The sequence below is a fragment of the Paenibacillus sp. GYB004 genome (assembly GCF_036577605.1).
GTDB classification, from domain to species: Bacteria; Bacillota; Bacilli; order Paenibacillales; family NBRC-103111; genus Paenibacillus_AB; species Paenibacillus_AB oceani.
Window position 1 is genome coordinate 23,910 of record NZ_JARBDB010000035.1, and the last position, 26,059, is coordinate 49,968.

Annotated in this window: 23 protein-coding genes; 10 read left to right on the forward strand and 13 right to left on the reverse strand. The window is 56.2% G+C overall.

Annotation, left to right across the window (positions count from 1 at the left end; translation table 11 throughout):
• Positions 1–22 precede the first annotated feature (22 nt).
• From PV433_RS14940 to PV433_RS14960, 5 genes are all read right to left on the reverse strand, one after another.
• Positions 23–1,024 (reverse strand): LacI family DNA-binding transcriptional regulator, encoded by a 1,002-nt coding sequence (locus PV433_RS14940; protein WP_332072879.1) that lies wholly within the window; start codon positions 1,022–1,024, stop codon positions 23–25.
• Positions 1,025–1,230: 206 nt separating this feature from the next.
• Positions 1,231–1,827 (reverse strand): hypothetical protein, encoded by a 597-nt coding sequence (locus tag PV433_RS14945; protein ID WP_190926433.1) that lies wholly within the window; start codon positions 1,825–1,827, stop codon positions 1,231–1,233.
• Positions 1,828–2,176: 349 nt separating this feature from the next.
• The gene (locus tag PV433_RS14950) at positions 2,177–3,319 is read right to left on the reverse strand and encodes an ABC transporter permease (protein ID WP_332072880.1); all 1,143 of its coding nucleotides are present in this window, start codon (positions 3,317–3,319) and stop codon (positions 2,177–2,179) included.
• 4 nt (positions 3,320–3,323) lie between these two features.
• Positions 3,324–4,487 (reverse strand): ABC transporter permease, encoded by a 1,164-nt coding sequence (locus PV433_RS14955; RefSeq protein ID WP_332072881.1) that lies wholly within the window; start codon positions 4,485–4,487, stop codon positions 3,324–3,326.
• 14 nt (positions 4,488–4,501) lie between these two features.
• Positions 4,502–5,437, reverse strand: coding sequence for an ABC transporter ATP-binding protein (locus tag PV433_RS14960; RefSeq protein WP_332072882.1), 936 nt, complete (start codon positions 5,435–5,437; stop codon positions 4,502–4,504).
• Positions 5,438–5,635: 198 nt separating this feature from the next.
• Here PV433_RS14960 and PV433_RS14965 point away from each other — a divergent pair, with 198 nt between their 5' ends.
• A complete protein-coding gene (locus tag PV433_RS14965; protein ID WP_332072883.1) occupies positions 5,636–6,784 on the forward strand; it encodes a sensor histidine kinase in 1,149 nt (382 codons plus the stop codon).
• A 6-nt stretch (positions 6,785–6,790) separates the two neighbouring features.
• Positions 6,791–7,438, forward strand: a complete 648-nt coding sequence (locus PV433_RS14970; RefSeq protein WP_332072884.1) for a response regulator transcription factor — start codon at positions 6,791–6,793, stop codon at positions 7,436–7,438.
• Between the two features lie 28 nt (positions 7,439–7,466).
• Here PV433_RS14970 and PV433_RS14975 read toward each other — a convergent pair whose 3' ends face one another.
• Complete coding sequence (locus tag PV433_RS14975) at positions 7,467–8,378, reverse strand: stalk domain-containing protein (RefSeq protein WP_332072885.1); 912 nt, start codon at positions 8,376–8,378, stop codon at positions 7,467–7,469.
• Positions 8,379–8,558: 180 nt separating this feature from the next.
• Here PV433_RS14975 and PV433_RS14980 point away from each other — a divergent pair, with 180 nt between their 5' ends.
• The 5 genes from PV433_RS14980 (at position 8,559) to PV433_RS15000 (ending at position 12,431) form a co-directional block, all read left to right on the forward strand.
• Positions 8,559–9,191, forward strand: coding sequence for a DUF1054 domain-containing protein (locus tag PV433_RS14980; protein WP_332072886.1), 633 nt, complete (start codon positions 8,559–8,561; stop codon positions 9,189–9,191).
• Between the two features lie 80 nt (positions 9,192–9,271).
• A complete protein-coding gene (locus PV433_RS14985) occupies positions 9,272–9,832 on the forward strand; it encodes a hypothetical protein (protein WP_332072887.1) in 561 nt (186 codons plus the stop codon).
• Between the two features lie 212 nt (positions 9,833–10,044).
• Positions 10,045–10,956, forward strand: coding sequence for an S-layer homology domain-containing protein (locus PV433_RS14990; protein WP_332072888.1), 912 nt, complete (start codon positions 10,045–10,047; stop codon positions 10,954–10,956).
• A 189-nt stretch (positions 10,957–11,145) separates the two neighbouring features.
• Entirely contained in the window at positions 11,146–11,931 is a 786-nt protein-coding gene (locus PV433_RS14995; RefSeq protein WP_332073075.1) for an aldo/keto reductase, read from the forward strand.
• A gap of 32 nt (positions 11,932–11,963) precedes the next feature.
• Positions 11,964–12,431: a hypothetical protein gene (locus PV433_RS15000; protein WP_332072889.1), complete on the forward strand. Its 468-nt coding sequence runs from the start codon at positions 11,964–11,966 to the stop codon at positions 12,429–12,431.
• Positions 12,432–12,472: 41 nt separating this feature from the next.
• On the opposite strand, the gene PV433_RS15005 is transcribed toward PV433_RS15000, so the two are convergent.
• Complete coding sequence (locus PV433_RS15005; protein ID WP_332072890.1) at positions 12,473–13,159, reverse strand: class I SAM-dependent methyltransferase; 687 nt, start codon at positions 13,157–13,159, stop codon at positions 12,473–12,475.
• Positions 13,160–13,421: 262 nt separating this feature from the next.
• On the opposite strand from PV433_RS15005, the gene PV433_RS15010 reads away from it, so the two are divergent.
• Positions 13,422–14,759: a PASTA domain-containing protein gene (locus tag PV433_RS15010; protein WP_332072891.1), complete on the forward strand. Its 1,338-nt coding sequence runs from the start codon at positions 13,422–13,424 to the stop codon at positions 14,757–14,759.
• 212 nt (positions 14,760–14,971) lie between these two features.
• On the opposite strand, the gene PV433_RS15015 is transcribed toward PV433_RS15010, so the two are convergent.
• Positions 14,972–16,231, reverse strand: a complete 1,260-nt coding sequence (locus PV433_RS15015; RefSeq protein WP_332072893.1) for a sensor histidine kinase — start codon at positions 16,229–16,231, stop codon at positions 14,972–14,974.
• Positions 16,221–16,907: a response regulator transcription factor gene (locus PV433_RS15020; protein WP_332072894.1), complete on the reverse strand. Its 687-nt coding sequence runs from the start codon at positions 16,905–16,907 to the stop codon at positions 16,221–16,223. Before PV433_RS15020 ends, PV433_RS15015 begins: the two co-directional genes overlap by 11 nt.
• 139 nt (positions 16,908–17,046) lie before the next feature.
• On the opposite strand from PV433_RS15020, the gene PV433_RS15025 reads away from it, so the two are divergent.
• On the forward strand, positions 17,047–17,688 hold the full coding sequence (locus PV433_RS15025) for a DedA family protein (RefSeq protein ID WP_332072895.1): 642 nt from the start codon (positions 17,047–17,049) through the stop codon (positions 17,686–17,688).
• A 559-nt stretch (positions 17,689–18,247) separates the two neighbouring features.
• On the opposite strand, the gene PV433_RS15030 is transcribed toward PV433_RS15025, so the two are convergent.
• On the reverse strand, positions 18,248–20,209 hold the full coding sequence (locus PV433_RS15030; protein WP_332072896.1) for a heavy metal translocating P-type ATPase: 1,962 nt from the start codon (positions 20,207–20,209) through the stop codon (positions 18,248–18,250).
• 248 nt (positions 20,210–20,457) lie between these two features.
• Positions 20,458–20,631, reverse strand: a complete 174-nt coding sequence (locus tag PV433_RS15035; protein ID WP_332072897.1) for a hypothetical protein — start codon at positions 20,629–20,631, stop codon at positions 20,458–20,460.
• 770 nt (positions 20,632–21,401) lie between these two features.
• Between PV433_RS15035 and PV433_RS34100 the strand changes: the two genes are divergently transcribed.
• Positions 21,402–21,638: a hypothetical protein gene (locus PV433_RS34100; protein ID WP_442951529.1), complete on the forward strand. Its 237-nt coding sequence runs from the start codon at positions 21,402–21,404 to the stop codon at positions 21,636–21,638.
• Between the two features lie 46 nt (positions 21,639–21,684).
• On the opposite strand, the gene PV433_RS15045 is transcribed toward PV433_RS34100, so the two are convergent.
• Complete coding sequence (locus PV433_RS15045) at positions 21,685–23,574, reverse strand: ABC transporter ATP-binding protein (RefSeq protein WP_332072899.1); 1,890 nt, start codon at positions 23,572–23,574, stop codon at positions 21,685–21,687.
• A gap of 63 nt (positions 23,575–23,637) precedes the next feature.
• Positions 23,638–25,869 carry an AraC family transcriptional regulator gene (locus PV433_RS15050; protein WP_332072900.1) on the reverse strand — a complete coding sequence of 744 codons (2,232 nt, stop codon included), beginning with the start codon at positions 25,867–25,869 and terminating at the stop codon, positions 23,638–23,640.
• Between the last annotated feature and the right edge of the window lie 190 nt (positions 25,870–26,059).

Here is a 26,059-nt window from a genome sequence, read left to right on the forward strand (position 1 = left end):
CTCCCTCTCATCCTACTATCTGTCAAATCCCCCTGACCGATTCACGCACGAGCAGTTCCGTCTCGACATACAGCGTCTCCTTCGACGGATACCCCTTCTCGATAACCCGCAGCAGCTTCTCCGCTCCGATCCGGCTGATCGTCTCGACCGGACGCTTCACGGTCGTAAGCGCGGGCGATAAAAACGCGGAAAATACATCGTCGTCGAATCCGGCGACGGAAATATCGCCCGGCACCGAAAGTCCGTGCTCGGCGATCGCCTTCATCGCCCCAACCGCCATCTCGTCGCTGGAGCAAAATACCGCCGTAGGCAAAGGCTTGCGCGTAAGCAGCTCCTGCATCGCCCGGTAGCCCCCCTCAAGCGTATAACCGCCTACGACGTCGTAATGGGGATCGGGTTCCAGACCGTATTGCCGAAGCGCTTGCAAATAGCCATCCTTACGGGCATGCGAAGATTTAAACGTGACCTTGCCTTCAATAACCGCAATACTTCGGTGGCCTTGCAAGATCATATGCTCCACGACGCGGAACACGCCGGCCCGGTCGTCGGCCAGAACGTTGACGGCGGATACAGGCTCGGCATTCCGGTTCAGAACGACAAGCGGAATGTTCTTCTCGGCCACATACGATATGAACGCTTCGTCCCGGTCGCTCTGGCTCATGACGATGACCCCGTCGAACGTCTTGCGGGTGACCCCGGCAAAGTTGCCGTCGTAATCGTCGATCGAGTTCACAATCAGATGATACTTCGATTGAACCGCGCCATGAACGCCCTTAACCGTCTCGTGAAAGAAGTTGGACGACGTTCCTTTCGACAACGTGGAAAAAAACAAGCCGATGTGGTAAGAACGGGCGAGCACCAGACTTTTGGCGCTGTAATTCGGAGAGTAGTCGAGCCGCTCCGCCAGTGCCCTGATTCTCCGCTTCGTTTCCTCGTGAATGAGCGGGCTGTCGTTCAGCGCCCGCGACACGGTCGTGTGCGACACGCCGGCCATACGCGCAATATCTTTGATCGTTACGGACATCCTACCACCTCTTGTTGCCTTGATTTTAGCACATCTATGCACACGTTAACAAGAGCGAATCCGCAGCCGCTTTTCCGGTCTAACGATCAATCGGGCCCCCTCGTTCCCCTGCTTTCGCGCGCAAGAAGCCGGACAGCGAAAACGACCATCTCCCCGGTGCTCTGGCACGGCTGAGACGGTCGTTACGTCATTGCTCTACTGTTCATTTACATCTCCAGCTGCAGCATTTCGCTGCGCATCTCCTTCAGACGTTCTTTACTTTCGGCGGCTTTTTCTTCATCGTTGTCTTGCAGCGCTTCGTGCAGGATCGCCAGCTCGTAATCGAGCTCCAGTCGCAGCACCGCCACCCGTTCTTCCGCCCGTTTCGATTTAAACGCCTGAACCATTTCGTCCAGCGTAACGACAGGCTCTTTCTGGAACAGAATTTTGTGCTCGACTCCCGATATCTCCACCATGCGGATAATTTCCCCAAACATGATGTTCTCGATTACAATCTGCCGCTCCCGGAACCGTTTGACGATAGCGTGGCCGCGTGTGTCTCCGATCATCTTCTCCATCAGCTCGGACAGCTTCTCGTCCTTGAACGAATAATCGCCGACGATTTTGTAGCGGTCCCCGATCCGCTGGAATTTCAGCTTGATCAGCTTGCGGCCCGTACGGATCGAGATGACGAACTGCTGATCGTTTTCGTTCCAGTACAAGGAGTAGCCTTCCTGAATGAGCGACTTGATAAAGTTGCGGATTTGCCGGCGGTCAAAACGCAACTCCAGGTTGCAGTACTCTACTTCATAACTTTTGTTCACGGCAATCCCTCCTACACAATGAACACCCTTGTCATTACTATAAACCGTCTTTCGGCGTCCGAACCGGACGTACGGGCTGTAGATTGAATCGTTGTCGCGCTGAAAGTCTGCTTTAGGCTTGCACCCCGTTGATCAATCGCTGCACTTTTTGACAGAATGTTCAGACAACTTTGCCGCTTACTTTTATCTTATTATGGATCATATGATTTAGCAACTTGGATTATTGATTATTTTTAAAGCGGACGGGTAAAAAATTCGGAGCGCTTGCACTTGCCGCCGGACAGGGCAGACGGTTCAAAATACAAAAAAACCCCTCCCCTGCGTACTGCAAGGAGGAGGGTTCCCGGGATCAGCTCTCGTTTGGCCGCAGCACGACGGAGCCGAATCCGAGCAAAATAACCGCAAACAGCACAAGAATGCCAAGCTGCAAAGAAACCCCGGCCAGAGACTCTCCGGCCGCGAGCTGCCTCAGCGCATCGATCGCCCACCGCTGCGGCACGATATTGGACAGCTTCTGCATAAACTCCGGAGTCAGCTCGACCGGCCAGAAGCAACCGCCCAGCATGCACGTCGGCGTGATGATCAGCGAATTAATCGCGCCAAGATGATTCGGATTCCGGACCAGGCCGGCGATCGTACAGCCGAGTCCCATAGCGGCGAGCAGGAAAAACTCGATCACCAGGAAATGAAGCCAGAATCCGACCCCGTAATCGAACCCGAGGGCGTACCGGGAAAACACAAGCACGATCACCGTCTGGATCGTACCGATCGCGAAGCTGCCGATAAAGTTGCCGGCTGCAATCTCCCAGGCACGAACCGGCGCGGTGTACATCCGGGTCATCGTCCGGTTTCTCTTATCTTCCACGATCGACGCCACGGAGCTGGTCACCAGACTTAACATAAATACGAGTAAAATCCCCGTAGCCATATCCACTGCCGGGCTCACTTCCAGACCGAGATCGGTCTTCGTTACGCCGACCTGCTTGTTTTGCTGCTGAATCCAGATACGCTCGACCGTCTGCAGCAGGTCCGGGCCGGCCGATCCCGCTTCCTTCGCAAATGCAACCGCCTGGTTCATGCCGCGGATCGTCTGCTCGACAGCCAGCTCCAGCCCGAACGTCTGCTCGTCGACCCGCATCTGAATCATCTCGACTTCGGCTCCCGCTCCCTGCAGCAGCCGAACTCCGAACGTACCCGGGATCAAAATCGCGGCAGCCGCCTTATTTTCCGATACGGATTGCCTGGCAGCCTCGGCAGACGGCGCGGGTACGAGCCTGTATTCCCCAGAATCGGCCAGGGCGGAGATCACATAACCGCCGAGTCCTTCCCGATCCCCGTTCACGTAGGCCACGGTGGGTTGCGACGAGCCGGAGCCGAGGAAGCTGATGACGAGCGCTACGACCAAGGAAGGAGCGAGAAGGAAGGTCAGGATGCCTTTCTTGTTCCCGAACGTACGACGTATGAGATTAATTGCGATCGCTATGCTATTCATATGATTAAAATCCCGCCTTCCGGTATACAGCGAACGAAACGGCGAGCAGCCCGCCTGCGATCGCCGCGAGTACGGTCAGATGTCCGGCTACAATATCGGGGCCGAAGCCCTGCATAATCCGGGTAATACTGTCCGAAGCCCAGTAGCTGACCGTGAAAAAACCGAGTTTTTGTAGCATTCCGTCAACCGGCATAAACCCTCCACTTAGCAGCGTCATCCCGATAATTACCGCCTGGAACAGGCCGACCGCCGCTTTGTACGTTTTGGCGATGATGGCGATCAAGAGGGCGAGGCTCATCGAAGCGGCTATGGTCAACAAAATGATAGCCGCCAGCATCCCCCAGTTGTCGCCCCAATCGACCCCGTACAGCAGCGACGTGCCCGCAACGATGACCGCCGCCTGTACGACCGCAAGAAATCCTTGTCCCGCCATTTTACCGGCCAGCACGGTCGCAGGCTTGACAGGCAGCGTTCCGAGCCGGGCCAGCGTATGCTGCTCTTTCTCCGTAGTCAGGCTGATCGCCGCCATCATCCCCGCATAAAGCAGAAACATAACCAGCTCCGCCGCAGCGTAATATTGCAAGGCGGATACGGCGGTATTCGCCTTGTTCAGCGAACCGGTCAGCACAAAACTTTCGCCTCCGGCAGGAATGGAAGCTGGCGGGCGCGCTGCAGAAGCCGCAGCGGACGGAATCGTCATATGAACGGATTGAATCATATTGGTCTGGTCGATAAACGTTTGCAGCACATGCTCGGCCGTCGTATTATGGGTGCGGTTGGGTCCGTATAGAAACTCCCAGTTCGCCCGCTCCCCCCGCAGGACCGACTCGCTGAACCGCTCCGGAATGACCAGACCGAAATCGGCCTCCCCCGACTTTACAGCGTCCACGGCCGCTTCCCGTGAAACGACCGGCGAAGGCTGCAAATACTTGGACAGGTCCGGACTTCCCAGAAACGCTTGAACGCCTTCCTGCAGCGCTCCCTGATCCAGACTTGCGACCGCCAGCCGGACAGGAGCGATCGTACGGTCGTCTTGACTGAATATATCTTTCAACGCGCTGCCGAGAATCAGAATGAGCAGAAACGGCAGGGCGAACAGTACGAAATAAAAAGACCGGCTTCGGAGCATCCGCCGGATCTCGCAGAGGACCACCGTCCACAGCTGCATAACGGTCCCTCCCCCTAGTCGCGCAGTGTACGCCCGGTCAAAGCCAGGAACACTGTCTCCAAATTCGGCTCGATCCGGTTTAACGTCTGAATCGCCACTTCATGTTTCGATAAAATAAACAAAATGTCTTGCAAGTAAGATGAAGAGGAAGGCAAATAAACGGCCAGCTCATCCCCTTCGACCACAACTTTCTCTACACGGCTGTGCCCGCGCAGCTCATCGACGGCAGCAGTGTTCACTCCGCCGGTCCCGATCACCACCTTCTCCTCGCGCGCCAGTTGCCGGATTAACTGCTCCTTCGTGCCGCTTGCGATCAGCCTGCCGTGATCCATAATGCCGACTCTGCTGCAGATCGCCTCGACTTCCTCCATATAATGAGTCGTGTAAATGATCGTGGAGCCCATCTTGTTCAGCGTCTTCACCGACTCAAGAATATGATTGCGCGACTGCGGATCGATGCCGACGGTCGGTTCGTCCATAATGATCAGCTTCGGGCGGTGCGTAATGGCGCAAGCGATATTAAGTCTCCGCTTCATCCCCCCGGAATAAGCGCTGGGTTTGTCCTTTTGCCGGTCCAGCAGCCCGACGAAGCCAAGCGCCTCCTCGACCCGCTCCTCCAGCACCTTCCCCTTCAATCCGTACAGCTTGGCGAAAAACATTACATTTTCCCGGGCGCTCAAATCTTCGTAGATCGCCAACTCCTGAGGAACGACCCCGATCCGCCTCTTGATCTCGAGCGGACTGCGCCGAACCGACTCCCCTCCGATCCGGATCTCACCCTGATCGGGCGCGAGCAGGCCGCACATCATTTTGATCGTCGTGCTCTTGCCGGCTCCGTTCGGGCCGAGAAGCCCGAAAATTTCTCCCTCGTTTACGTCCAGATTCAGATGATCCACCGATACCTGGCTACCGTATCGTTTCACCAGATCGCGAATTTGTATATATTCCATCGCTCCGCTCCCGTCTCTTGGTCTGCTTCGGTTTGCTTATGGTTCCATTGTATCCCTCCGCGGCCGAAACGGCAGGTAGAAAAAGTCATGAAACCGGGTGACGAAAGTCATATCCTCTCCACCGGCTTCGTTTTTCCGTAGCGTTGCGCCCGAACGCCCGGGTATAATGAGGAAAGAAACAGATCGGAGGAAGTCGTTTTGCCATTGCCAGCCGTCCGCTACATGCTTATGCTCATCCCGTCGATCGCCGGGCTGTATGGAGCCGATATTTCCTCCTACACGGTATACGTCATTCATGCCCTCCTGCTTATATGGCTGGCCCAGGTGCGCGTCAAGCGGCACGCCCACACGGCCGGACAGCTCCTGCTGTGGGGCGAGATCGGATATTCCGGCTGGCTCGCCTGGACTTATGGCGGACTGTTCTACATGCTGCCCTTCTCCACGCTCGTCTCCGTATACGCCGAACGGGGGCGGCAAGGACATGGGCTGATCGCAAGCGCGCTGTTCGTTTTATTGAACGTTTCCGTGTTAACGCTGCCCGCAAGCACCCGGATTGCCGTATGTCTCGCTTTTGCCGCTTTGGCGGCCGTGCTGCACCTTCTTCGCATCGCTTCCTCGGAGACGAGCAAAGCCGAGACCTACAACGATGAGCTCCGCCGCAAACATTACGAGCTGCAAGAAGCCCGCAACCGGATCGCCGATTATGCGGCGAAGGTGGAACATCTGGCGCAAACCGAAGAGCGCAACCGGATCGCCCGGGACATTCACGACGAGCTGGGGCACCGTCTCGTTCGCCTAAAGATGATGATGGACGCCGCTTGCGCGGTCATTCCGACCCGGCCGGAGAAAGGCTTCGAGCTTGTTGCCGAAGTGCGCGACCAGCTTGCGGACAGCATGGATATTTTGAGAAAGACGGTCCGGAATATGAAGCCCGGTGAGGCGAAAAGCCCGTATTCGCTCGCCGCTCTGATTGAGGAGCTGGGCAAGACGAACGGAATCGAGCTGTCGTTCGATACGGAAGGGATGCCGTATCCCCTCTATCCGAGCGAAGAAATCGTCCTTTACCGCAACGCCCAGGAAGCGGTCACGAATGCGATCCGCCATGGGGGCGCAGACCGTTTTCGCATTGCGATCCGCTACGGGCGGCAGAAGGTGGCGATGACTGTCTCCAACAATGGCGTCGTCCCCGCTTCGATCTCGCGCAAGGGACTCGGGCTGAGCGGCATGGAAGAACGAATCAAGCTGCTGGGAGGGTCGCTCGAAATCGGCCTGGAGCCCGAATTTGCCGTCACTACGGTCATTCCCAGATCCCATAGAGCCGAGCCTCCGGCGGCGCATAAGGAGTAACAACCGATGAGCGACATTCGCCTGCTGATCGTCGACGACGATCCGTTTATTCGAGAAAGCTTGAAAATGATTTTGGAGCTGGACCCGGAAATTACGGTGGAAGGGGTATGCACGAACGGGGAGGAAGCGCTGCAATTCGTACAAAAGCACGGTGGTATAAACGTAGTGCTAATGGATATTCGCATGCCAGTCTGCGACGGCGTCGAAGGCACGAGGCGAATCAAAGCTTATAATCCCGGCATCGCCGTGATCATTTTGACGACGTTCGACGACGACGAGTATATCATCGAAGCGCTCCGCAACGGAGCCGGCGGCTACTTGCTCAAAAACGTCGCCCCGGACCGAATCATCGACGGCATCAAAACCGTCGCCCGCGGAAACGTCCTGATCCACCCCGATATCGCCAAAAAACTGACCGTCTTCCTGAAGCCTTCCGACAAAACGCCGAATGCCAAAAAATCGTTGGCGGAATACGGACTGACCGTCTCCGAGCAGCAGATCGTGGAGAAGATTGCCGACGGGCTGAGCAACAAGGAAATCGCCCGGCAGCTGCACCTGAGCGAAGGAACGGTCAAAAATTATATTACGGACATTTTAAGTAAGCTGGTGCTGCGCGACCGTACCCAGATCGCGATTTTTTATTTGAAGCTGTAAAGCCGCCCTCGCCGGGCGGCTTTTTCGGTCAGCGCGGGGGCCACAGCGCGGGGTCGAGATTTTCGGTCGGGTACGATTTCCAGCCGAAGCTCGATACGAGCCAGCCTCCGTTGTATTTGGGAGAAAAGCGGATATTGTACTGGTAGTACGCTTTGTTGCTGCCTTGGGCGAGAACGGTATATTCGTTGTCCCCTTCCAGCGGCTTGATCGTGAACCCTTTCTCGAACCGGCCGAAATATTCGTCCAGCGCCTTCAGCTTGTCCTCCGCGATCGCATAACCGCCTTCGACAATCGCGTATTTGCTCAGGCCGCCTTTCACTTTATCTTTCCAGTACGGCTTGATCAAATCCATATGAACGTAAAGCTCCCCGGTATGCTTCTCCTTCGTCAGCTCCGGATTGCCGACGTTGATCGGAATATTCTTGATATCTTTCCAGCGGATATATTCTGTCCCTTTATACAAATTGATCAAGGCCGGGTAGTTGACTTTCTCGTACTCGAAATTGTAGCGGATCAGCGTGTCCAGCGTAATCTCTTCGGGTACTTCGACCACCGGCGGAACGATCGGAGTTTCCGTACCTGTCCCTGTCCCTGTCCCCGTCCCGGTTCCTGTGCCGGTTCCTGTACCGCTTCCCGTATTCGTACCGGAACCTGTCTGGGGCGCGGCCGGCCGCTTCAATTTGATCGTCGTCGTACTCTCGTCCCAGCTTACCTGGGCGCCCAGCAGCTCTCCGATCGCTTTGAAAGGCAAGTAGCTGCTGCCGTCATAGATGAGCGGAGTCATGCCGCCGACCTTGTTGCCGTCGATCTCCACTTTGAAATCCGGACGCAGATAAGCCTCGACCTTCTGCAGCGTGTCCTTAGCGTAGACGCCAGCCGTAAACATAAGCCCCATCGCCAACGTTAATCCGGCTATCCGTTTGAAACGAATATGGTTCATCATTCTCACTCCTGTCCCGAACTGTTCTCGCATCAGTTCCTTCTTTATCCAGTTCCTATTATAGCCTAGCCTCGTCCCTCCGCATAGAAGGAGTTGACTGTTTGCGTACAATCGGCCGATTGTTGTACTGTTAAGAGGAGCTGTTCGACGATCGATAAGCTATTTATTTAGGAGGTACTCATGACTGTCCTCGATGTTCCCGCGTTTGACGTTGCCGATTTTGAAGTGTTCGGAATTCCCGGGCTGGAGCCGCGTATGGAAGCTTTGATTGCGCGCGTCCGCCCGAAGCTGACGAAGCTTGGCGAGGAGCTAGCTCCTTACTTGTCCGCGTTGTGCGGCGAGCCGATGTACCCCCATGTGGCCAGACATGCCAGACGGACGATCAATCCTCCGGACGACACATGGGTGGCGTGGGCGAATAACAAAAAAGGGTACAAAGCCCATCCGCATTTTCAGGTCGGACTGTGGTCGACGCATTTGTTCGTGCAGTTCGCGGTTATTTACGAAAGCGGCAACAAAGAGATTTTCGCCCGCAATCTGGAGAAGAAACTGCCCGCCATCCGCAAGTCGATTCCCGGACATTTCCGCTGGTCGACCGATCATATGCAGCCCGACTCCTCCGTACATAAGAATATGAGCAAACAAGACTTTGAGCGGATGATCGACAAGCTGCAGCAGGTCAAAAAAACCGAAGCGCTGTGCGGCATCCGCATCGACCGCAAAGATCCGGTATTAACCGATCCGGCTCTGCTGACCGACATCATCAAAGACACGTTCGAACGCGTCATGCCGCTGTACCGGATCGCGTTCTGACATTCATCCCGTATCATTCTCCAAAGTTTGGAACAAACTAAACCGACCCGAACTTTGGAGAAGAAAGGTGATGAAGTACCATGAACGTTATTCCGACTGTCAAAAAGATCCCGCTGGGCCTCCTCGCCCTTGGCTTGACGGCTGCTCTGCTGGTCGTTCCCGGAGGCACCCCCGCTTCCGCGGCGCCATCGCCCGAGATCGCCGTCTTGAACGAAGCGGCTCCCGATACCGAGCTTCACTCGCCCTCCGCCGCCCAGGATGAGAAAAAGCGGCGCAAAGGCTTCTTCTTGTTCGAAGATGCCGCCGCCGTCATCGGCGTGGACAAAAAAGAGCTGAAAAAGCAGCTTGAAGCCGGCAAAAGCATAGCGGATATCGCCAAGGCGAAAGGCATCGGCGAAGAGGATCTGATCAACCGGATGATCGCCATCCGGAACCAGAAAATCGACGAAGCCGTCCAATCCGGCAAATGGCCGCAGGACAAAGCGGACCGCATCAAACAAAAGCTGCCGGAGCACCTGAAAGCGATGGTCAACAAAAAAGATTGGAAAGAATGGAAAAAGGACAAGGAACGCCACCACAACAAAGGGAAAGAGATGCAGTCCCATTCCGGCATTCCAAGTCATGAATCCATGATCTACTGATCGCTGCCATACCGAACAAAAGTCCAAACCGGCCCTGGGCCGGTTTTTTCTTTGGCCGGAGCTTCTTCGGCGGCTCCCCTCCCCCGGCTACCATACGAGGAACTGCCCGCGAAATGGTGTTAGTGGCGTACAGGCCGTCATAAGAATGTCATAAACTTGTGATACGCTGAAGAATGACACTTTTAACCCCACAAGCAAGGAGGCCGTTCACCATGCCGCTTATCACGGACCGTCAACGCAAATGGCTGATTGCCGCAGCGATCGGCACCGTCGCGTTGGCCGCTGCCGCCCTGCCCTTTCAGCAGCCCGCCACGTCCGCTCAGACGAACGCCGGCTCCGCCTCCGAGACCCTGTCTTCCGGCGAAGAGCTGTACAAGCAGCACTGCTTGTCGTGCCATGCCGCAGACGGCGCAGGACGGGGCTCGAATCCGGCGCTGACGACAGAACGCTTCAAGAAAAAATACGGCACCTTCGAAGAGGCTTACGGCTATATCAGCACCGAGATGCCACAAAACGCGCCGGCCACGCTCCGGGACGAAGACTACGAAGCGATCGTCAACTATGTATTGTCGCTTAACGGCATTCCGACGGAATTGTCCGATATCGAAGCGCATTGGGCCCGGGATTCGATCTTGTCGCTTCATCGCAAGCGGGCCGTCGACGGTTATATCGAAAATGGCAAGCTGCTGTATAAGCCGGAGCAGAACATTACGAGAGCGGAATTTATAACGTATCTGGTCAAAGCCAAACAGCTGTTCCTCTCAAACGGCAGCGGTCCGGACATAACCGACATCGCCAAGTCCCCCTACAAAACCTACATCGCAACAGCAATCGAATACGGCATCGTCGACGGCTACCCGGACTCCACGTTCCGGCCGGACCAGGAAATTACACGCTCGGAGATTGCGGCGATCCTGACCCGAAGCGAAGCGCTGGACAAGACGGGACAAGACGGCGGGACGGCTGCGGCCTTTGGCGATGTCGAAGGTCATTGGGCGGAAGGCCTCATCTATGCGGCCGTTCGAGCTGAGCTGTTCGACGGTTATGATGACGGCACGTTCCGGCCGGCCCGGCCGATTACGCGCGCGGAAGCCGCCGCCGTGATCGCGAGGGTGAGTCCGTAGCCGTTTACCGCACTCCCGGAGGCGATGGCGCAAAGCGGCCCCTCCCTGTTTGCATCGGATGTCCCGGGATGGTATTTTGGAAGAGGATCGCGAATCCTAGGATGATATTCATTTCTGCAGGTGAGAAGGAGGAGGCTGCACTTGGCTTCACATTTGACGGACACGACTGTACTTGGCAACGGCGTTCGGATGCCCTGGCTCGGGCTTGGCGTATGGAAAGTGACGGAAGGCCAGGAGGTCGAGCATGCGGTCCGGACTGCGATCGAAACCGGCTACCGCAGCATCGACACGGCGGCCGTATACGGCAACGAGGAAGGCGTCGGCCGGGCTATTCGCGATAGCGGCGTCTCCCGCGATGAATTGTTCGTTACGACGAAAGTGTGGAACGCCGATCAAGGCTACGACTCGACGCTGGCTGCTTATGAGCAAAGCCTCGGCAAGCTCGGTCTGGAGTACGCGGACCTGTACCTGATTCATTGGCCGGTTAAAGGCAAGTATAAGGACACTTGGAAAGCGCTGGAGCATCTGTATGAGCAAGGCCGCGTGCGCGCCATCGGCGTCAGCAACTTTCACGTTCATCATCTAGACGATCTGCTGCAAGATGCGGTGGTCAAGCCGATGGTCAATCAGGTCGAGTATCATCCCCGGCTCTCTCAGCGCCCGCTGCTTGCCTATTGCCAAAAGAACGGAATCCAGATGGAAGCATGGAGTCCGCTGATGCAGGGCAAAGAGCTGATCTCGCATGAGCTGCTTGTCGGCCTCGGCCAAAAATACGGGAAGTCTCCCGCTCAGATCATTCTTCGCTGGGACTTGCAAAACGGCGTCGTTACGATTCCGAAATCGGTTACGCCGTCGCGTATTCGCGAAAACGCCGATATTTTCGATTTTCAGCTGTCCGCGGAGGACATGGCATTAATCGACGGTTTAAATCTCGATACCCGCGTCGGTGCGGACCCCGACAACTTTAATTTCTAAAAAACGAAGCGGAATGACGAAGGGGAATCAGCATGTTAAGCTTTGAACAGAAACTGGCGATCATCGAATCGTTCGCCGAGCTGGAGCGCAAAGACGTCTCGCTCGGGCGCGTCAACTTCCAGTATCCCGGAAGCGTGCACGATAAGAAAAACGTCGTATATCATCTCCATCCGAACGGCAACGGCTTCGCATACGCCGGACTGCTTCCCGACTGCCCTGCGGACGACAAAGGGTTCGTCAACATCCGGGATCTGCCCGAGCATGAGCTTCGTTCCCTGATCGCGGACTCGATCCGTTCGCTGTCGACGGCGGCCGAACCAGCCCAAGCCAGCGGCCAGCCGCGCAGCGAACGATGGACCGGCACCGGCAACCAGTCGCTGACGCTGAAGTTCGAGGACGACTTCTGGTACATATTCGCCGGGCTGAACCTGGATTCGGTGTTCGAAACGTATGAGGAAGCGGTCGAATATTTGCAGGAGGAAGGGTTTTCCCGCTCCTGAACTTGCCCGCCGCTGTGGATGCATGAAGCCTAAGCCGGCCCTTACGACGGGCCGGCTTTTCGTGCGGCAAATACGACGAATTCGTTAAATTTGTACACACAGTCTGCATCGGCGAACCCGGCCTCCCTCAGCCAGTCGAGCTGAGCGTGCAGCGGAGCGTTGCGATCCAGCTTTCTTCTCTCGATCGCCGATTCGATCGCCTCCGCCGGCAAGCCGCTGCCGTGAACGTGCATTTCCCAGCGTCTGTTGTACTCGGCGTCGAGCTGCGGCGTCGAACCCGAAGCCTGGTCCGCATTTACGAAGACGCCTCCCTCATGCAGCAGTTCGTAGACGGTGCGAAACAACGCTCTCTTCTGTTCATGGGACAAATGATGGATTGACAGCGAAGAGATGACAGCGTCGTATTGTCCCCGGTACGAATAACTAGTATAATCAGCTACAATGCATTCGACCCGGGTGTCTCCTGCAAATCGGGTGCGCGCCTGCCCGATCATTTTATCGCTCAGATCGATCAGGGTCAGCCATGCTTCCGGAAACTTCCGTCTGGCGAATCCGGCGAACAGGCCCGTGCCTGCGCCAAGATCCAATATGCGCGGAGCCGGCTCGCCGGTCTCGATCCAGGAGGCGGCCGTGTCGTAAAAGTCGTCGAAGCAAGGAATCAACCGTTCTCTCTGGCTGTCGAAACGGTCCGCCGCACTATCAAACTGGTTTTTCACAATGTCGGACATCCGGACACCTCCCTGTATTTTGTATTTGTTGAACGATGTGCTTGTCAATTTCAGTATATAAAACCGAATTTCCATCAGGAAATATATAAATCGTATTAACGTTATAGGAATTGTCTATACGGCTCTGCCAAGCTGCGATCAAGGCTCCGCAATCATTCCTATGTATTTTATTGGAAAGCTTCGCATTCAGAGCTTTCTCTTACCCCAAAAAGCAGCGGCGTACGCGAACAATATGGGTATAGACATATAGGGGGGATTCCAAATGAAGCCATTTTCAAACCGTTATATTCCGGAGAGGCTCGTAACGCCGCTCCAGCAAGGTACCTTATATATCGGCAAAGACACGGCCTTAAAACGGCTCGTATTCATATACGAAATTCCGTATCAGGGAGAAACCGGCAAGTCCGGAGCGATCGCCGGGCTGAGCAAAGCTTCTCACGGCCTTCACCAGCCGGAATTTATGCACGTTCTGGATGTCGAGGTCGGAGAGGAGCAACTGCGCGCCGTCCTGAATTATAAGGAAGGCCGCCCGCTGCGCGAATTCATTCAGGAGCATCCGTTGTCCTTTAAGGAAGCCGCTTCGATGGTCGGTGATTTCGGTGCGGCTCTGCTGGATGCGGCGGAGCAGAGACCGCTCGATTTCTCGCTCGAAGCCGGCAATCTATGGGTTACCGAGGAGATGCGGATCAACGTCATCGATACGTGGAACGCCCCTTCCTTCAAGGATCGGCTCGTCAAACATTTAAGCGGGCTCTTGTACCAGCTCGTTGTCGGCTCGCTTGTCGTGCCTGCGGAAGCGGGCACGTTCTCCGCCCAGCTCCGGCAGGCGATGCGCCACGTTCCTTCCCCAGTGAAGGAAACGGCGATTACGGCTCTAACGGAAGGATGGCAGGAAAACATTACGGCTGCCGATCTCGTCCGTACCGTCTCGGATATGCGCCCGGGAATCGTTCATGGAGACAACCGGCCGGGCGATCCGCTCGCTCCCCCGCTGCCTTCGCGTAAAGAACCGCGCTCCCCGTCCGACGTTCATGAACGCCGTTATGAAGCGGTGCCCGATGAAGATGCGAACGACGACTTGCAGGCGGAAGCCGATGAAGCGGAGGCGGATGAGGCTGTTTCGGACGGCCGGAAAGGCCGGTTGTTCCGGATCAGCAAGACGATTTGGATCGGCGGGGCGTTCGCGCTGGTAGGGGTTGCCGTTTTCGTCGGAGTCTTTACACTGCTGCTGGGAATAACGGGCAATAAAGGGAAGGAAGCGCCCTCCGTCGCTGCGCCCGATCAGCCGGCCCAGCAGAAGCAGGGGCCGGCCGAGGTGACCAAAAAAGACCAGCCCGCGCCTGACCCGGTAAAACCGCCGGTCCCCCCTACTCCCACTCCCGGATCAGGGGATGTGGTGGAAATCCCGACGTTAACCGGTCTGGCCCGGGAGGAAGCCGAGAAACAAGCGCTCGCTTACGGACTCAAGTACGATTACTTTATCGAATTCGCCACTCAGGCGGCGGGCACCGTCATCCGGCAGGACCCGGCTCCGGGCAAAAAAGTGGATAAAGGGAGCAAAGTAATGTTTTGGGTCAGCAAAGGTCCTCCGTCGCCGTAACGGGACAGACATAAAAAGAAAAGCTTCTTAACGAAGCCTTAGCCACGATGAATGACCCAGCGTTAGTTTTGGTAATTTTACTGGAAATTTTGGTTCATTTCACCATATCGAGCGCCTTACGCCTAAGTAAACTTATACATTCTGGCGTTAAAAACAAAGGGCTTCTCCGGCAATGCGTCATCGTAACATGCGCCCGGGAAGCCCTTTTTGTGTTACTCTCTTTGTTTTTTTTGCGGAAAGGTAATATGGAACGTCGTCCCCTTGGTCAGCTCGGACTGGACGCGGATGTCGCCGTCATGCGCCTCTACGATCCACTTGGCGATCGACAAGCCGAGCCCGGTCCCGCCCTCCGTCCGCGAACGCGAAATATTGACCCGGTAGAACCGTTCGAATATCCGGGAGATGTGCTCCTGACCGATGCCGCAGCCGCTGTCCTTGACGACCAGATGAACGGCGCTGGAGCTTTTGCGGCAGTGCAGCTCGATCGTTCCGTCCGCCGGCGTATACTTCAAGGAGTTGTCCAGCAAAATGACGATCAGTTGGCGGATTCGGCCCTCGTCCCCGCGGAATACCGTTCCATCCTGGATATCGGTGTTGATTGTAATGCTTTTCGTTTCGGCCAAGTACCGGAACTGCTGGGCAATATCCTCCAGGAGCGGACCGAGCGGAAACGTGTTCGATTGAATCTGCAACTGGTCCGAATCGGAGCGCGCGAGGGTCAGCAGATCGTCGATCAGCTTGCCCATCCGCTTGCTCTCCTTCAGCACATTGGCGATGTTTTCGCTTTCCTGCTCGATCGTATGGCCGGGATGACGGAACAGCAGCTCCGTCTGCGCCTGAATGACCGTAGTCGGCGTCCTGAGCTCGTGCGAAGCGTCGGCCACGAACTGCTGCTGCTTGTCCCATGAACGCCGGATCGGAATAAGCGATCGTCCTGCCAAAAAAAAGCCGGCAATTACGGATAACACGATACCTGCCGCGATTCCGATAAAAATGACGAACCGGAGCGCTTTCAGCATCCGTTTCTCGTCGCCCAAATCTTTCAGCAGCGTCACCGCCGCTATGACGGGAACGGACGGATCGTCGGACGGCCGCTTGATTTTGCCTTCATTCGGGAACTGCAGCAGCCTGTAGCTTTGCCCGTTATACGTCATGTCTTTCATCGTGCGCTCAGTCAGCTCCTGGCGGAACCCGTACTGGTGCTCGACGGGGATGAAGCGTTTCGGCAGCGGATTCAGCAGCTCTCCCTGGGTGTTCCAGAACAAATAAAACGTGCCGATGTCCAGCTCCGGATGGATGTCCTGAAAGCCGAGCCGGACGATCTTCCGTTCCGTCTGCTGGAGCCCCGTGTCGACCTGCTCAAACAGCTTGTAACGGACATATGCATATAATAACGCGCTGAAGCTGGTCAAAATCAGAAGGATTACGATCGAGTATAACAGGACCAGGCGTATCCTGGTTTTATGGAACATGCTGCTCCCCCTTGAACATATACCCCGCGCCTCGGATCGTCTGCAGAAACGATTCGACGCCGCAGGCGGCCAGCTTTTTGCGCAGCAGGTGGACGTACACATCGACGGCGCTGGAAGCAGTATCGGAGTCGAACCCCCAGATCCGGTGCAGAATTTGCTCCCGGGTCAGAATCTGCTCTTTGTTGCACATAAAAAATTCAAGCAGATCGTACTCCTTGGTCGTCAGCTTTAATGCCTGCTCCCCCGTAAAAGCGTCCCGGAGCGCCGGAACGAGCCGGATCGGGCCGCATACGAGCAAGCCGTCGGCATGAATCGTTCCCTGCCTGCGAAGCACCGCTCTCGTCCGGGCCAGCAGCTCCGATACGGCAAAAGGTTTGACGAGATAGTCATCCGCCCCGGCGTCCAGTCCGGCTACCCGGTCCTCCAGACTATCTTTGGCCGTCAGCAGTATGATCGGCGTCATGATCGACCTCTCGCGAAGCTTTTTGACGATATCGATCCCGCTCATCCCGGGCAGCATAATGTCAAGCACGATCAAATCGTAAATCGCCTGCTCCGCCAAAAAATATCCGTCGTCCCCGGTAGCTGCGCAATCGGTCTGGAACGACTCGCTTTCGAATACGTCCTGTATCACTTTTTGCAGAGACGGCTCGTCCTCAACAACCAGAACTCTCATTAGGCCCCCATCCTTTTCATCCGGATACCGTATAATTTCATTCGAATTGATTGTAGCAGATTAGACCGTTTTAAGAAAATTTAAATAGTCCGGGACTATACTAAACGTGTAGAATCATTCGATAAAGGAGGCAACTGGGATGAACGTCGATCTCATCTACCGTCTTATCGACGACGCGGGGTACTGGGCGTTGTTCATTCAGCTCGGTCTCGGTCTGTTCGGGCTTCCGCTGCCGCACGAGATTGTCGTGATGACCGGAGGCGCCGCCGCTTCCAGCGGGCTGTTTCATCCGATCGCTGCCTTTGCCACGATATATATGGGTCTTGCCGTCGCACTGACTGTCGGTTATTCGATCGGCCGGTGGATCGGTGTCAAGCTGCTTGCCCGTCTGCGGAATAAGAAATATAACCGATATATCCGTTTCACCGAAAGGCTGATGGGGAAGTACGGCAGCTTCGCATTGTGCATCAGCAGTTTTTTCCCTGTCGTGCGCCATCTGATGCCCATCCTCGCGGGAACGAACCGGATGAGGTTCAAGCGATTTGCCCTTTTTGCCTATGCACCGGCCTTGGTCTGGACTTCCATTTATTTCACCATCGGATTTCAAACGGGTGATCAGGTCCAGGATTTGTGGAGCTACATCTCCACCACCGGGCTCAAATGGGTATGGCTGCCCTGCGTACTTGCCGCGATCTACGTTATCGCCCTGCTGTCCCGCAAAATAAAAGCGGCCCGGCTATGGAAGCCGAACCGGATGGAGCGTCATTCGTTCAAACGATAAACGGTGCGCGGATCGACTCCATTTCCTGTGAAGTTGCAATTGGTTTAGCAGCCTATAAAAGAGGGGCTGTGCCAACGGCGTTCGCATGAGAGCGAAATAGGCCACTTTCCAAACGAAAGGACCTCGACTTCCACGGTAAAGTAGAGATTGAGGTCCTTATTATTTGCAAGGGGAAAATCGGTTGTAAGCGGGGCTCGAACATCGCAACAGGACGGCTGAGACGTTGAGACAGACAGCCCAAATCCATAATATATGAGTCTCTGGCATCCTCTATTTCCGCCATATTGGGAAAACAGCGACGAATAGAAGCGGTTTGTTTTGCACCCCTTATTTCAGCCAACGGATGGGCTGTGCACCCTTTTTGCCGATTTTAGCGGCTTCAAACCGCTCTTACTTTGTGTCCAAGCCGGTTTTCGAGCAATTTAGAGGGTACAAACCGCTCTTATTTGGTTCGCTCCTCCCCATAAGAGGGGCACTGATCAACGATCAACGTATGATCTGTCTCCTGCCTGTTAGGCTTGCCACGATGAACGGTCTGGTCTGCGGCACTCGGGTCCATTTATTCGCCGGAAGCGAACCGGTCCGGAACGCCGCGGAGCAGGCGCAGTCCGTTTAAGATGACGAGAATCGTGCTTCCCTCATGCCCCACAACGCCCAGCGGAAGCGCGATCCCTTGCAGGAAGTTGGCCGCGATCAGCAGAACGATGACCGAAATCGAGAAGACGAGATTTTGTTTAATGATCTTTTTCGTTTTTTGCCCGAGCGCGATCGCCGTGGCGATATTGCGCGTATCGTCGTTCATCAGAACGATATCGGCCGTCTCGAGCGCGGAGTCGCTGCCCGCTCCTCCCATGGCGATGCCCGTCGTAGCCGCCGCAAGCGCGGGCGCGTCGTTGACGCCGTCCCCGACCATCGCGACTTTGCCGTACGTCTGTCTCAGCTCTTTAATACGCGCTACCTTCTCCTCCGGCAGCAGCCGGGCGTAGACGAGATCGATGCCGGCTTCGCGAGCTACCGCCTGAGCCGTCCGCTCCTGGTCGCCGGTCAACATCGCTACCTTTATGCCCATCTGCTTCAGACGGGCGACTACGGCAGCCGCCTGCGGCCGGATGCGGTCCTGCATCGCGATCAGGCCGGCCGGACCTTCGCTTCCCCGCAGGACGACGACCGTCTTGCCCTGCTGCTCCAGTTCATGAACGGCGGCGGTCACCTCGGCCTCCCGCGTCTCCGCATCCGTCCATTCCGGCTTGCCTACCGTCCATGTCCCACCCTTGTAGTCCGCTTCTACCCCGAAACCGGTCAGCGACGTGAACCGTTCCGGACGGCCTACTTCCAGCTTGCGCTCAGCCGCATGCTGAACGACGGCTTTGGCCAGAGGATGCTCCGAGAAGCTTTCGATCGAAGCGGCGATCTCCAGCACCTGCTCCTCCGTGTAAGACCGGAATGCGACTACATCCGTCACCGCGGGTTTGCCCTCGGTTAAGGTGCCTGTTTTGTCAAACGCCACAACCGCGGTATTCGCCAAATGCTCCAGATGGGCGCCGCCTTTGACGAGCAGTCCTTGACGGGCGCCGTTCGAGACGGCCGACAGCACGGCAGGCATGATCGAAGCGACGAGGGCGCAAGGAGAAGCAACGACGAGAAATACCATCGCTTTATAAAACGCATCGCTCCAGCTTACCGCCGACAATACCGGCGGCACTAGGACAAGCAGCAGCGTACTGGCTATAATCGCTCGGGCGTAAATTCGTTCAAACCGTTCGATAAACCGCTGCGACGCCGGCTTCTCGCTTTGTGCTTCCTGAACGAGACGGATAATTTTGGCGAACAGCGACGATTCGCTCGTCTGCGTGACTTCGACGAACAAGATGCCCTGACCGTTTAATGTTCCTGCATATACTCCGTCGCCCGCAGCTTTGTCCACAGGAACGGATTCGCCTGTGATCGAAGCCTGGTTCACCGCCGAAGCGCCGCCTTTCACCACGCCGTCGGACGGAATGCGCTCGCCCGGCTTCACGATCACCGTATCGCCTACGGAGAGCTGCTCAATCGGCACTACTGTTTCCTGGCCATCCGTATACAAAACGGCCGTCTCCGGCTTCAGCTCCATCAGCGACGAAATATCGCGGTGGCTGCGCGCCATCGTGTAGCTCTCAAGCGCACCGCTCAGAGAGAAGATGAAGATGAGAACGGCGCCTTCCGCCCAATACCCGATACAAGCCGCACCGATGGCGGCGACGATCATGAGCAGGTTTACGTCTAGATCGCGCTCCTGAATTAACGTCTCCAGCCCTTCCTTCGCTTTGGCGAAGCCGCCGACAACGAAGGCGAGCAAGTAGACGATTACGGAAGCCGTGTCCGAGACGTTCCCGAGCACCCAGGCGACGGCAATCAGCAAGCCGCTTAGAAGCGCAGCCACTCCTTCGCCGTATTGAGCGATCCACGATTTGACGCTGTGGATGGTCGGCTTCACGATGGGGGAATGGACGTTGCGGTCCACGTTATTAAGGGATGAGTTCATGTTCGATCGCTCCATTCTATTTGAGATTGAGAACCATTGTTAGTGCCTTTAAAATGACTCATGCTGCTCCCGATTGGGAACAGCATGATAAGAAAGCTCGTTTTTTATTTAGCATTCACTCTTATTTATACTTATTATAAATAAATAACCGAATAACGTCAACACAAAAAAAGCGCCGATAATTACGCCGCTTTTCTCAGTCCACGATTAAGTTATAACGACGAACGGAGTCACGCCTTGATTAACTGTTACTTCATCTCCCGGGCTTCCGAACCGCTCCAGTCCAACCGGACCGCTCTGCCGGTACGGACCGGCTGCGCTTTCCAAGCTTTCGTCTGGCGAATGTTCTCCCATCCGGTAAATACGGCCATCCCGCCAACCGCAAGCAATATGACAAATAAGATCGGGACCATGAAAGTCATCAATGGGCACTCCTCGTCAAATCGTAATGACGTACTAGAATGATAATCATTATCATAATCATACCGCATTTAAAAAACATTTCAAGCTTTTTTTTGAGCGGCAGCCACAGAGATCCTCTACATTTCGTTTAATAATTCAAATTTACTCATGATTTCTGTATTTAACTCGATATACCGAATTATTTTTGCATTCAGGAAAATATTTGTTGCAAGGGAAACTTTTATGTTGTACGATAAAAATCATCCGGAAGCCTGATCGGCGCCCGTCTTTTTTTCGGGCATTTTGTTTACCTAAGGAAACATTTTAAACCATGGTAAAATTATATGCCCAAGGGAAAGAAATGTTCAGTGAACGGTGTGGCGCAGCGGATCGGCAGGAAGAAACCATCACAGGAGGGCAAACGTGGAAACTGTCAACACTCCCCATCGGCAGCGCAATACCGGGAATTCCCCTACTACCGTAACTTTGTTTGACGGCTCTCTCCGCCTAAAACGGTATGCGATTACCTTCTCCGTTATGGCGTCCAGACAGGGAACCTCAAAACGATGACGGTCAAGTTGATGCTGTATCCGAATCGTTATAACGTCGATACGGTTGCGGAACTGGCCGAATGGTTTCATCCCGGGCAATTCGGGAAATAAGGAGATTCGACTATGAAAAAAGCCGTTCTTCTGATGGGTTACTGTTCGATTGCTTCGATAGACGAGCCGCCTGCCTTTTACTCGCACTTGTTCCACGGCCGCCTGCCGGCGGAATCGGTTCCTGGAAGATGGGCTACCGCAGCGGCGGGCCCGCTCCGCAAACATGGCTCGCTCCCGACGTTACCGGGATGATCGAAGAAGCCGCCGCAGACGGAGCGGCCGCCGTCGTCGTATGCGACCTGCTCACCGTGACGGAGAATGTCGAGGTCGTCTATGATTGCGGCCACGATTGCAGCGTGAAGCCAGAGAACTCGGCATGGAATTCGTATCGGTTCAATATCCGAACGATTCGGACGATTTCATGATCGCACTGGAGCGCATCGTCGCCGGTTTCATCGACGCCTCCGAGTTTCAAGGCTGGCCTTTCCCCCCGCCCTCGTCGCAATACCACCGTGCTTGCGCCCGAAACATCGCCGCATAGCAGGAATCCGCAGCCATCAGCGCTTCATGGGTTCCTTCTTCGGCGATCGCGCCGTCCCGAAGCACGACGATCCGGTCGGCGTACCGCGCCCAGCCCAGCCGGTGCGAGACGAACAGCACGGTCCGGTCCCGGGACAACTCGCGGAACGAGCGGTACAGCTCCTGTTCGTGCTGCGGGTCCAGCGCGGCGGTCGGCTCGTCGAGCACCAGCAGGCGGGCCGGCCGGATCGCGGCGCGGGAGATTGCGAGACGCTGCCATTGTCCGCCGCTCAGCTCGCGGGCGCCTTCCGTCACAAGCCCGACCCGCGAATCGAGATAACCGCCCCCGATCCGTTCGGCCCCGCCCGCCCGCATCGCGAGCCGGACCGAATCGTCGTCGTTCAGCAGGTCCGGCCGGCCGAAACCGACGTTGTCGCGAACCGTCGTTTCATAGCGGACGTAGTCCTGGAACGCGGCGGATACCGATTCGCGGAACAGCTTCGGGTCCAATTCCCGGTAGTCGGTACCGTCCCACGTCACTTGGCCCGATGTCGGCTCGTACAGACCGAGCAGCAGCCGGACGAGCGTCGATTTGCCCGCACCGTTTTCCCCTACAAGCGCTACGGTCTCGCCGGGCTTCAGCTCCAGCCGGATATTACGCAGCACCGGCTGCGAAGCGCCGGGATAACGAAACTCCACTTGATCGAACACGATGCGCCCCTCTTCGCCCGGCACTTGGGAAGACCGGCTCTCTGCGGCGGACGCTCCGTCCGGACCATAACGCTCCCGGCGCTCCGCTGCCCCAATCCTCTCTCTTGCTCCCGCCTCCGTCTCCGGCGGTTCATGCAAATACCGGACCAGGTCTGTGATTTTCGCACTTTGCAAATACAGCTTCCCTACCGGCCACGCCATTCTTCCGGATATTCCGTAAGCTTGCCTCATCGCCTGGAAGACGACGACCAGCGTTCCCGCCGTAAACGTTCCCGCCTTCATCTGCAAAACGAGCCATACGATCGAAGCGAACAGGCCGGCGATCTGAACGGCCGATACGACGATGCCGTGACGGATCTCTCTCCGGTTCGCATCGCCGCGAAGCGTAACCGCCTGGTCCGTGACCGCATGCCATTTTCCGATCAGGTAGCTCATCGATCCGAATAAACGAAGCTCCTTCACCGTCGCCGGCTGGACCGCAGCGCTGCGCAAATAGTCGGAGTATCTGCCGGAAAACGTCAGCTCCCGGTTCAACCTGCGCTTCACCATATCCGCTTCCAGACGGATCGCGAATGACACCGCAAACACGAAGGCAAGAATAACGCCGACGACCGGATCGGCCAGCCAGCATACGACCAGCAGCCCGGCGAACTCGAATAACAGGCGGAGCAGCGTAATCCCGTTTTGCAAAATGTCGAACAGCTCCGACCTGGCGGCCTGATTGGCTCGGTCCAACCGGTCATAGTAGCCGGCCTGCTCCATCCGCTCGAGCGGAACGCCGACCGCCTTGGCATGCACCTCGGCCTGCAGAAGCATCGACGCCCGGTCCTTTAACCCCGAATCCGTCATCTGGTGCAGGGCGGATAACGACGAGCGGAGCATCGCGACGGCCGCAATCACGACGACAGGTTGCCAGGCCAACGCGAGCATCTCGGTCCAGCTTTTGCCGCCGATTCCTCCTGTAAATAGATCGATCAGCTCCCGCTGCGCCGCGAAGCCCGGAACGAGCAGCAGCCCGAGCAGCAGCGGAACGGCGAGCCATACCGATGCAAGCACGGGCATAGCCCTCCATATCCGGTATACGAGCAGCATCATGCAGCGCCCTAACGAATAGCGGCTAGATCTTTTCATTTCCCCTCCTATGGATGAAGCGAAATCCCGGACAGCGGACGGACGCCGGCCCCCTCCCTCCGTCTATCCGCGTCCCGCATGCGCGGTCCGGTCACCCTCTGCTTTGAATAAATTCCGGTATTGCATCGGCGTGACGCCGAACTTGCTTTTAAACCTTGCACAAAAATATTGAGCGTTGCTGTATCCGACAGCAGAGGCGATCTCCGTTACGGACGAGCGGCTGTTCTGCAAAAGTCCGCCGGCCCGCTCCATCCGCACATTCGTCAAATATTCGATAAAGGAAATCCCTGCGATCTCCTTGAACTGTCTGGACAAATATTGGGTCGACAGCCCGGCCATTCCCGCCAGCTGGTCCAGCGATATATCTTCGTGCAGATGGGCATCCATATACCGCATCAGTCCGGCTATGACTTCGTGCTGCGCATGCGGCAGCAAATGCCGCCCGATATGACCGGCAATCTGCATGCTCTGCTCGCAAATCGAGCCGACCGTTTCGGCAAACGTCCCCTGACTCGCCCGCTGATACGGCAAAACGTCGGGAAAGATACGTTCCTTCGTATTGATATCGATCATTACCTTGGACATGATCATCGTCAGCTGCGCAAGCGAAAGCTCCGCCGTTTCCAGCGGAACGGGCCGGCCCTTGATCTTCTCCGAAAAATCGGCGATAAACTGCTTCGCCGCCTCGCTGTTCCCCGCACGAAGCGCGCGCTCGAACGGCTCGTAATCGATCTGAGGAATATCACAGCGCAACCCGAGTTCCTCAGAGTCAAACACGCGGTTCATCCCGAGCAGAAACGTGTATTTCAAAGCGCTGGCCGCTTGTTCGTTCGACTTGGCGATATCCTCGCGCGTCTGAACCAGACCGCCCATGCCGGCCGCATAACCGCGATCCCCGGCAATCGAAGGCAGCAAGCGCTCCAGCTCCTCCCGGATGCGCTCCCGGAGGGTCCCCGTCTCATCGCTGAAATACAGGATCGTGATCTCATGCGCATCTTTCTCGGCGACTAACTGCGCAATCGGACTGCCGCTCTGAAGGGCCGGGACGAGCTCGCGCGCGCCGCCGTTCTCCATTCTGACAGCCGCCACGACGTAACCGGCTTTGACCGGCACCTGCTTCGGCATTTCGTCCTCGGACAATCGGCCGTTCAGCAAGGCGTGCAGCATATTCCCGTCCACTTGCTGGGACAGCTGCTGGATCGTGCTGTACAGCCCGTTCAGCACGAGATCGAGAGCCAGAAATTCATTGCGCTGCTGATTCGGAAGCAGCCCGTTGTCGCGTTCCTTCAGCCGCAGCAGCATCGTTTGCACAGGTTTATACGATTTGAGCGACAAATAATAAGCGATCAGCACGCCTAATGCGATCACGCCCAGACAAACGAAAACGACGTTGCGCTGCATCTGGGCGGAAGCCGGAGCCACCATCCCTTTCGGCCGGATCGAGGCATATGCCCAATCTCCGTTCCCTTCGGACGCCGGAAGCAGGCTCACTCCTTTGTCGCTGCTCCCCGCCCCCCGCTCCCGGGCGTTCAGCACCCGGGTGAAATCCGTTTCCGTAACGTGATCCGAGCCGGTCATATAGCCGTCCTTGACGCTCAGCATCACAAATTTCTCTCCGGAATCGCCGGCAAGCCCGCTGAGGATGTCGCGGAACCGGTCGGCGCGAATGTCGATCAGCATATACCCTTGGATCTCGCCGCCCTTCGCCCGTTCGGGAAACGAATATACGAACGTCATGAGCCGGTCGTACACGCCTTCGCCGTAATACACGTTGCGCTGCAGCCAGCGGTTTGTCGGGATTTCGTCCTTTTGCAGCCGCTGGATCAGTTCGGCGCCCGGCGTATGCTCTTCCATCGGGAAGAAGGCGTGCTTGTCGACCATAAAATTCGTATTTTTGAAATAAACCGTTACATTTTCCGCTTCGGGCCGGCCGGAAACGATCGTTTTCAAGTGAGCGGCCAAATGATACATTTGATATACATTTTGTCCGTACTCTTCGTAATAGACGGAAAACGCGTCCCGCCCCGGCTTATCGACCGCCGACAGCAAATTGCTGACGAACGCGTTTTTGAATACGTTCGGGTACGTATTCTCCAGATGCTCCTGAACGCCCAGCAGCTTGCTGCGGCTTTGCCGCTCCAGCTCCTCATGGGCGGCTCTTCCGGCCCTGTCGTACAGGACGGCGCCGCATAAGCAGGCGATCAGAGCGGTTGTCACCGCATACGATACGAACAACCGCCGAAAGTAAGCGTTTTCGAATAAAGCGCTGAATCGGTGTACCCTCTCTTTTCTCATCCGAATGCCCCCATTCCACGTCGCCTTCCCGTTCCGTTCTCTCCCTTATGTAACTTGAATCGTAACATGCGGTATACGAGTTGTAAACCGGGGGCCGCATCCGTTCTCCCTCCCTCACTCCAAGCCGAATCACCCGCCCTGCCGCGCAAAAAAACGAACTCCGCAGAAAAACTGTAATGCCGCTGCGCAA

Excerpts from the sequence above, each read along its gene's own strand:
- PV433_RS15035 (WP_332072897.1), bottom strand. The coding sequence starts at position 20,631 with ATGACTTTCATGGTCCCGATCTTATTTGTCATATTGCTTGCGGTTGGC.
- PV433_RS15015 (WP_332072893.1), bottom strand. The coding sequence starts at position 16,231 with ATGTTCCATAAAACCAGGATACGCCTGGTCCTGTTATACTCGATCGTA.
- PV433_RS14995 (WP_332073075.1), top strand. The coding sequence starts at position 11,146 with ATGCCCTGGCTCGGGCTTGGCGTATGGAAAGTGACGGAAGGCCAGGAG.
- PV433_RS14970 (WP_332072884.1), top strand. The coding sequence starts at position 6,791 with ATGAGCGACATTCGCCTGCTGATCGTCGACGACGATCCGTTTATTCGA.
- PV433_RS15045 (WP_332072899.1), bottom strand. The coding sequence starts at position 23,574 with ATGAAAAGATCTAGCCGCTATTCGTTAGGGCGCTGCATGATGCTGCTC.
- PV433_RS14980 (WP_332072886.1), top strand. The coding sequence starts at position 8,559 with ATGACTGTCCTCGATGTTCCCGCGTTTGACGTTGCCGATTTTGAAGTG.
- PV433_RS15050 (WP_332072900.1), bottom strand. The coding sequence starts at position 25,869 with ATGAGAAAAGAGAGGGTACACCGATTCAGCGCTTTATTCGAAAACGCT.
- PV433_RS15010 (WP_332072891.1), top strand. The coding sequence starts at position 13,422 with ATGAAGCCATTTTCAAACCGTTATATTCCGGAGAGGCTCGTAACGCCG.
- PV433_RS34100 (WP_442951529.1), top strand. The coding sequence starts at position 21,402 with ATGGGCTACCGCAGCGGCGGGCCCGCTCCGCAAACATGGCTCGCTCCC.
- PV433_RS14950 (WP_332072880.1), bottom strand. The coding sequence starts at position 3,319 with ATGAATAGCATAGCGATCGCAATTAATCTCATACGTCGTACGTTCGGG.
- PV433_RS15005 (WP_332072890.1), bottom strand. The coding sequence starts at position 13,159 with ATGTCCGACATTGTGAAAAACCAGTTTGATAGTGCGGCGGACCGTTTC.
- PV433_RS15020 (WP_332072894.1), bottom strand. The coding sequence starts at position 16,907 with ATGAGAGTTCTGGTTGTTGAGGACGAGCCGTCTCTGCAAAAAGTGATA.
- PV433_RS14975 (WP_332072885.1), bottom strand. The coding sequence starts at position 8,378 with ATGAACCATATTCGTTTCAAACGGATAGCCGGATTAACGTTGGCGATG.
- PV433_RS15025 (WP_332072895.1), top strand. The coding sequence starts at position 17,047 with ATGAACGTCGATCTCATCTACCGTCTTATCGACGACGCGGGGTACTGG.
- PV433_RS14960 (WP_332072882.1), bottom strand. The coding sequence starts at position 5,437 with ATGGAATATATACAAATTCGCGATCTGGTGAAACGATACGGTAGCCAG.
- PV433_RS14940 (WP_332072879.1), bottom strand. The coding sequence starts at position 1,024 with ATGTCCGTAACGATCAAAGATATTGCGCGTATGGCCGGCGTGTCGCAC.
- PV433_RS14955 (WP_332072881.1), bottom strand. The coding sequence starts at position 4,487 with ATGCAGCTGTGGACGGTGGTCCTCTGCGAGATCCGGCGGATGCTCCGA.
- PV433_RS14985 (WP_332072887.1), top strand. The coding sequence starts at position 9,272 with ATGAACGTTATTCCGACTGTCAAAAAGATCCCGCTGGGCCTCCTCGCC.
- PV433_RS14990 (WP_332072888.1), top strand. The coding sequence starts at position 10,045 with ATGCCGCTTATCACGGACCGTCAACGCAAATGGCTGATTGCCGCAGCG.
- PV433_RS15000 (WP_332072889.1), top strand. The coding sequence starts at position 11,964 with ATGTTAAGCTTTGAACAGAAACTGGCGATCATCGAATCGTTCGCCGAG.
- PV433_RS15030 (WP_332072896.1), bottom strand. The coding sequence starts at position 20,209 with ATGAACTCATCCCTTAATAACGTGGACCGCAACGTCCATTCCCCCATC.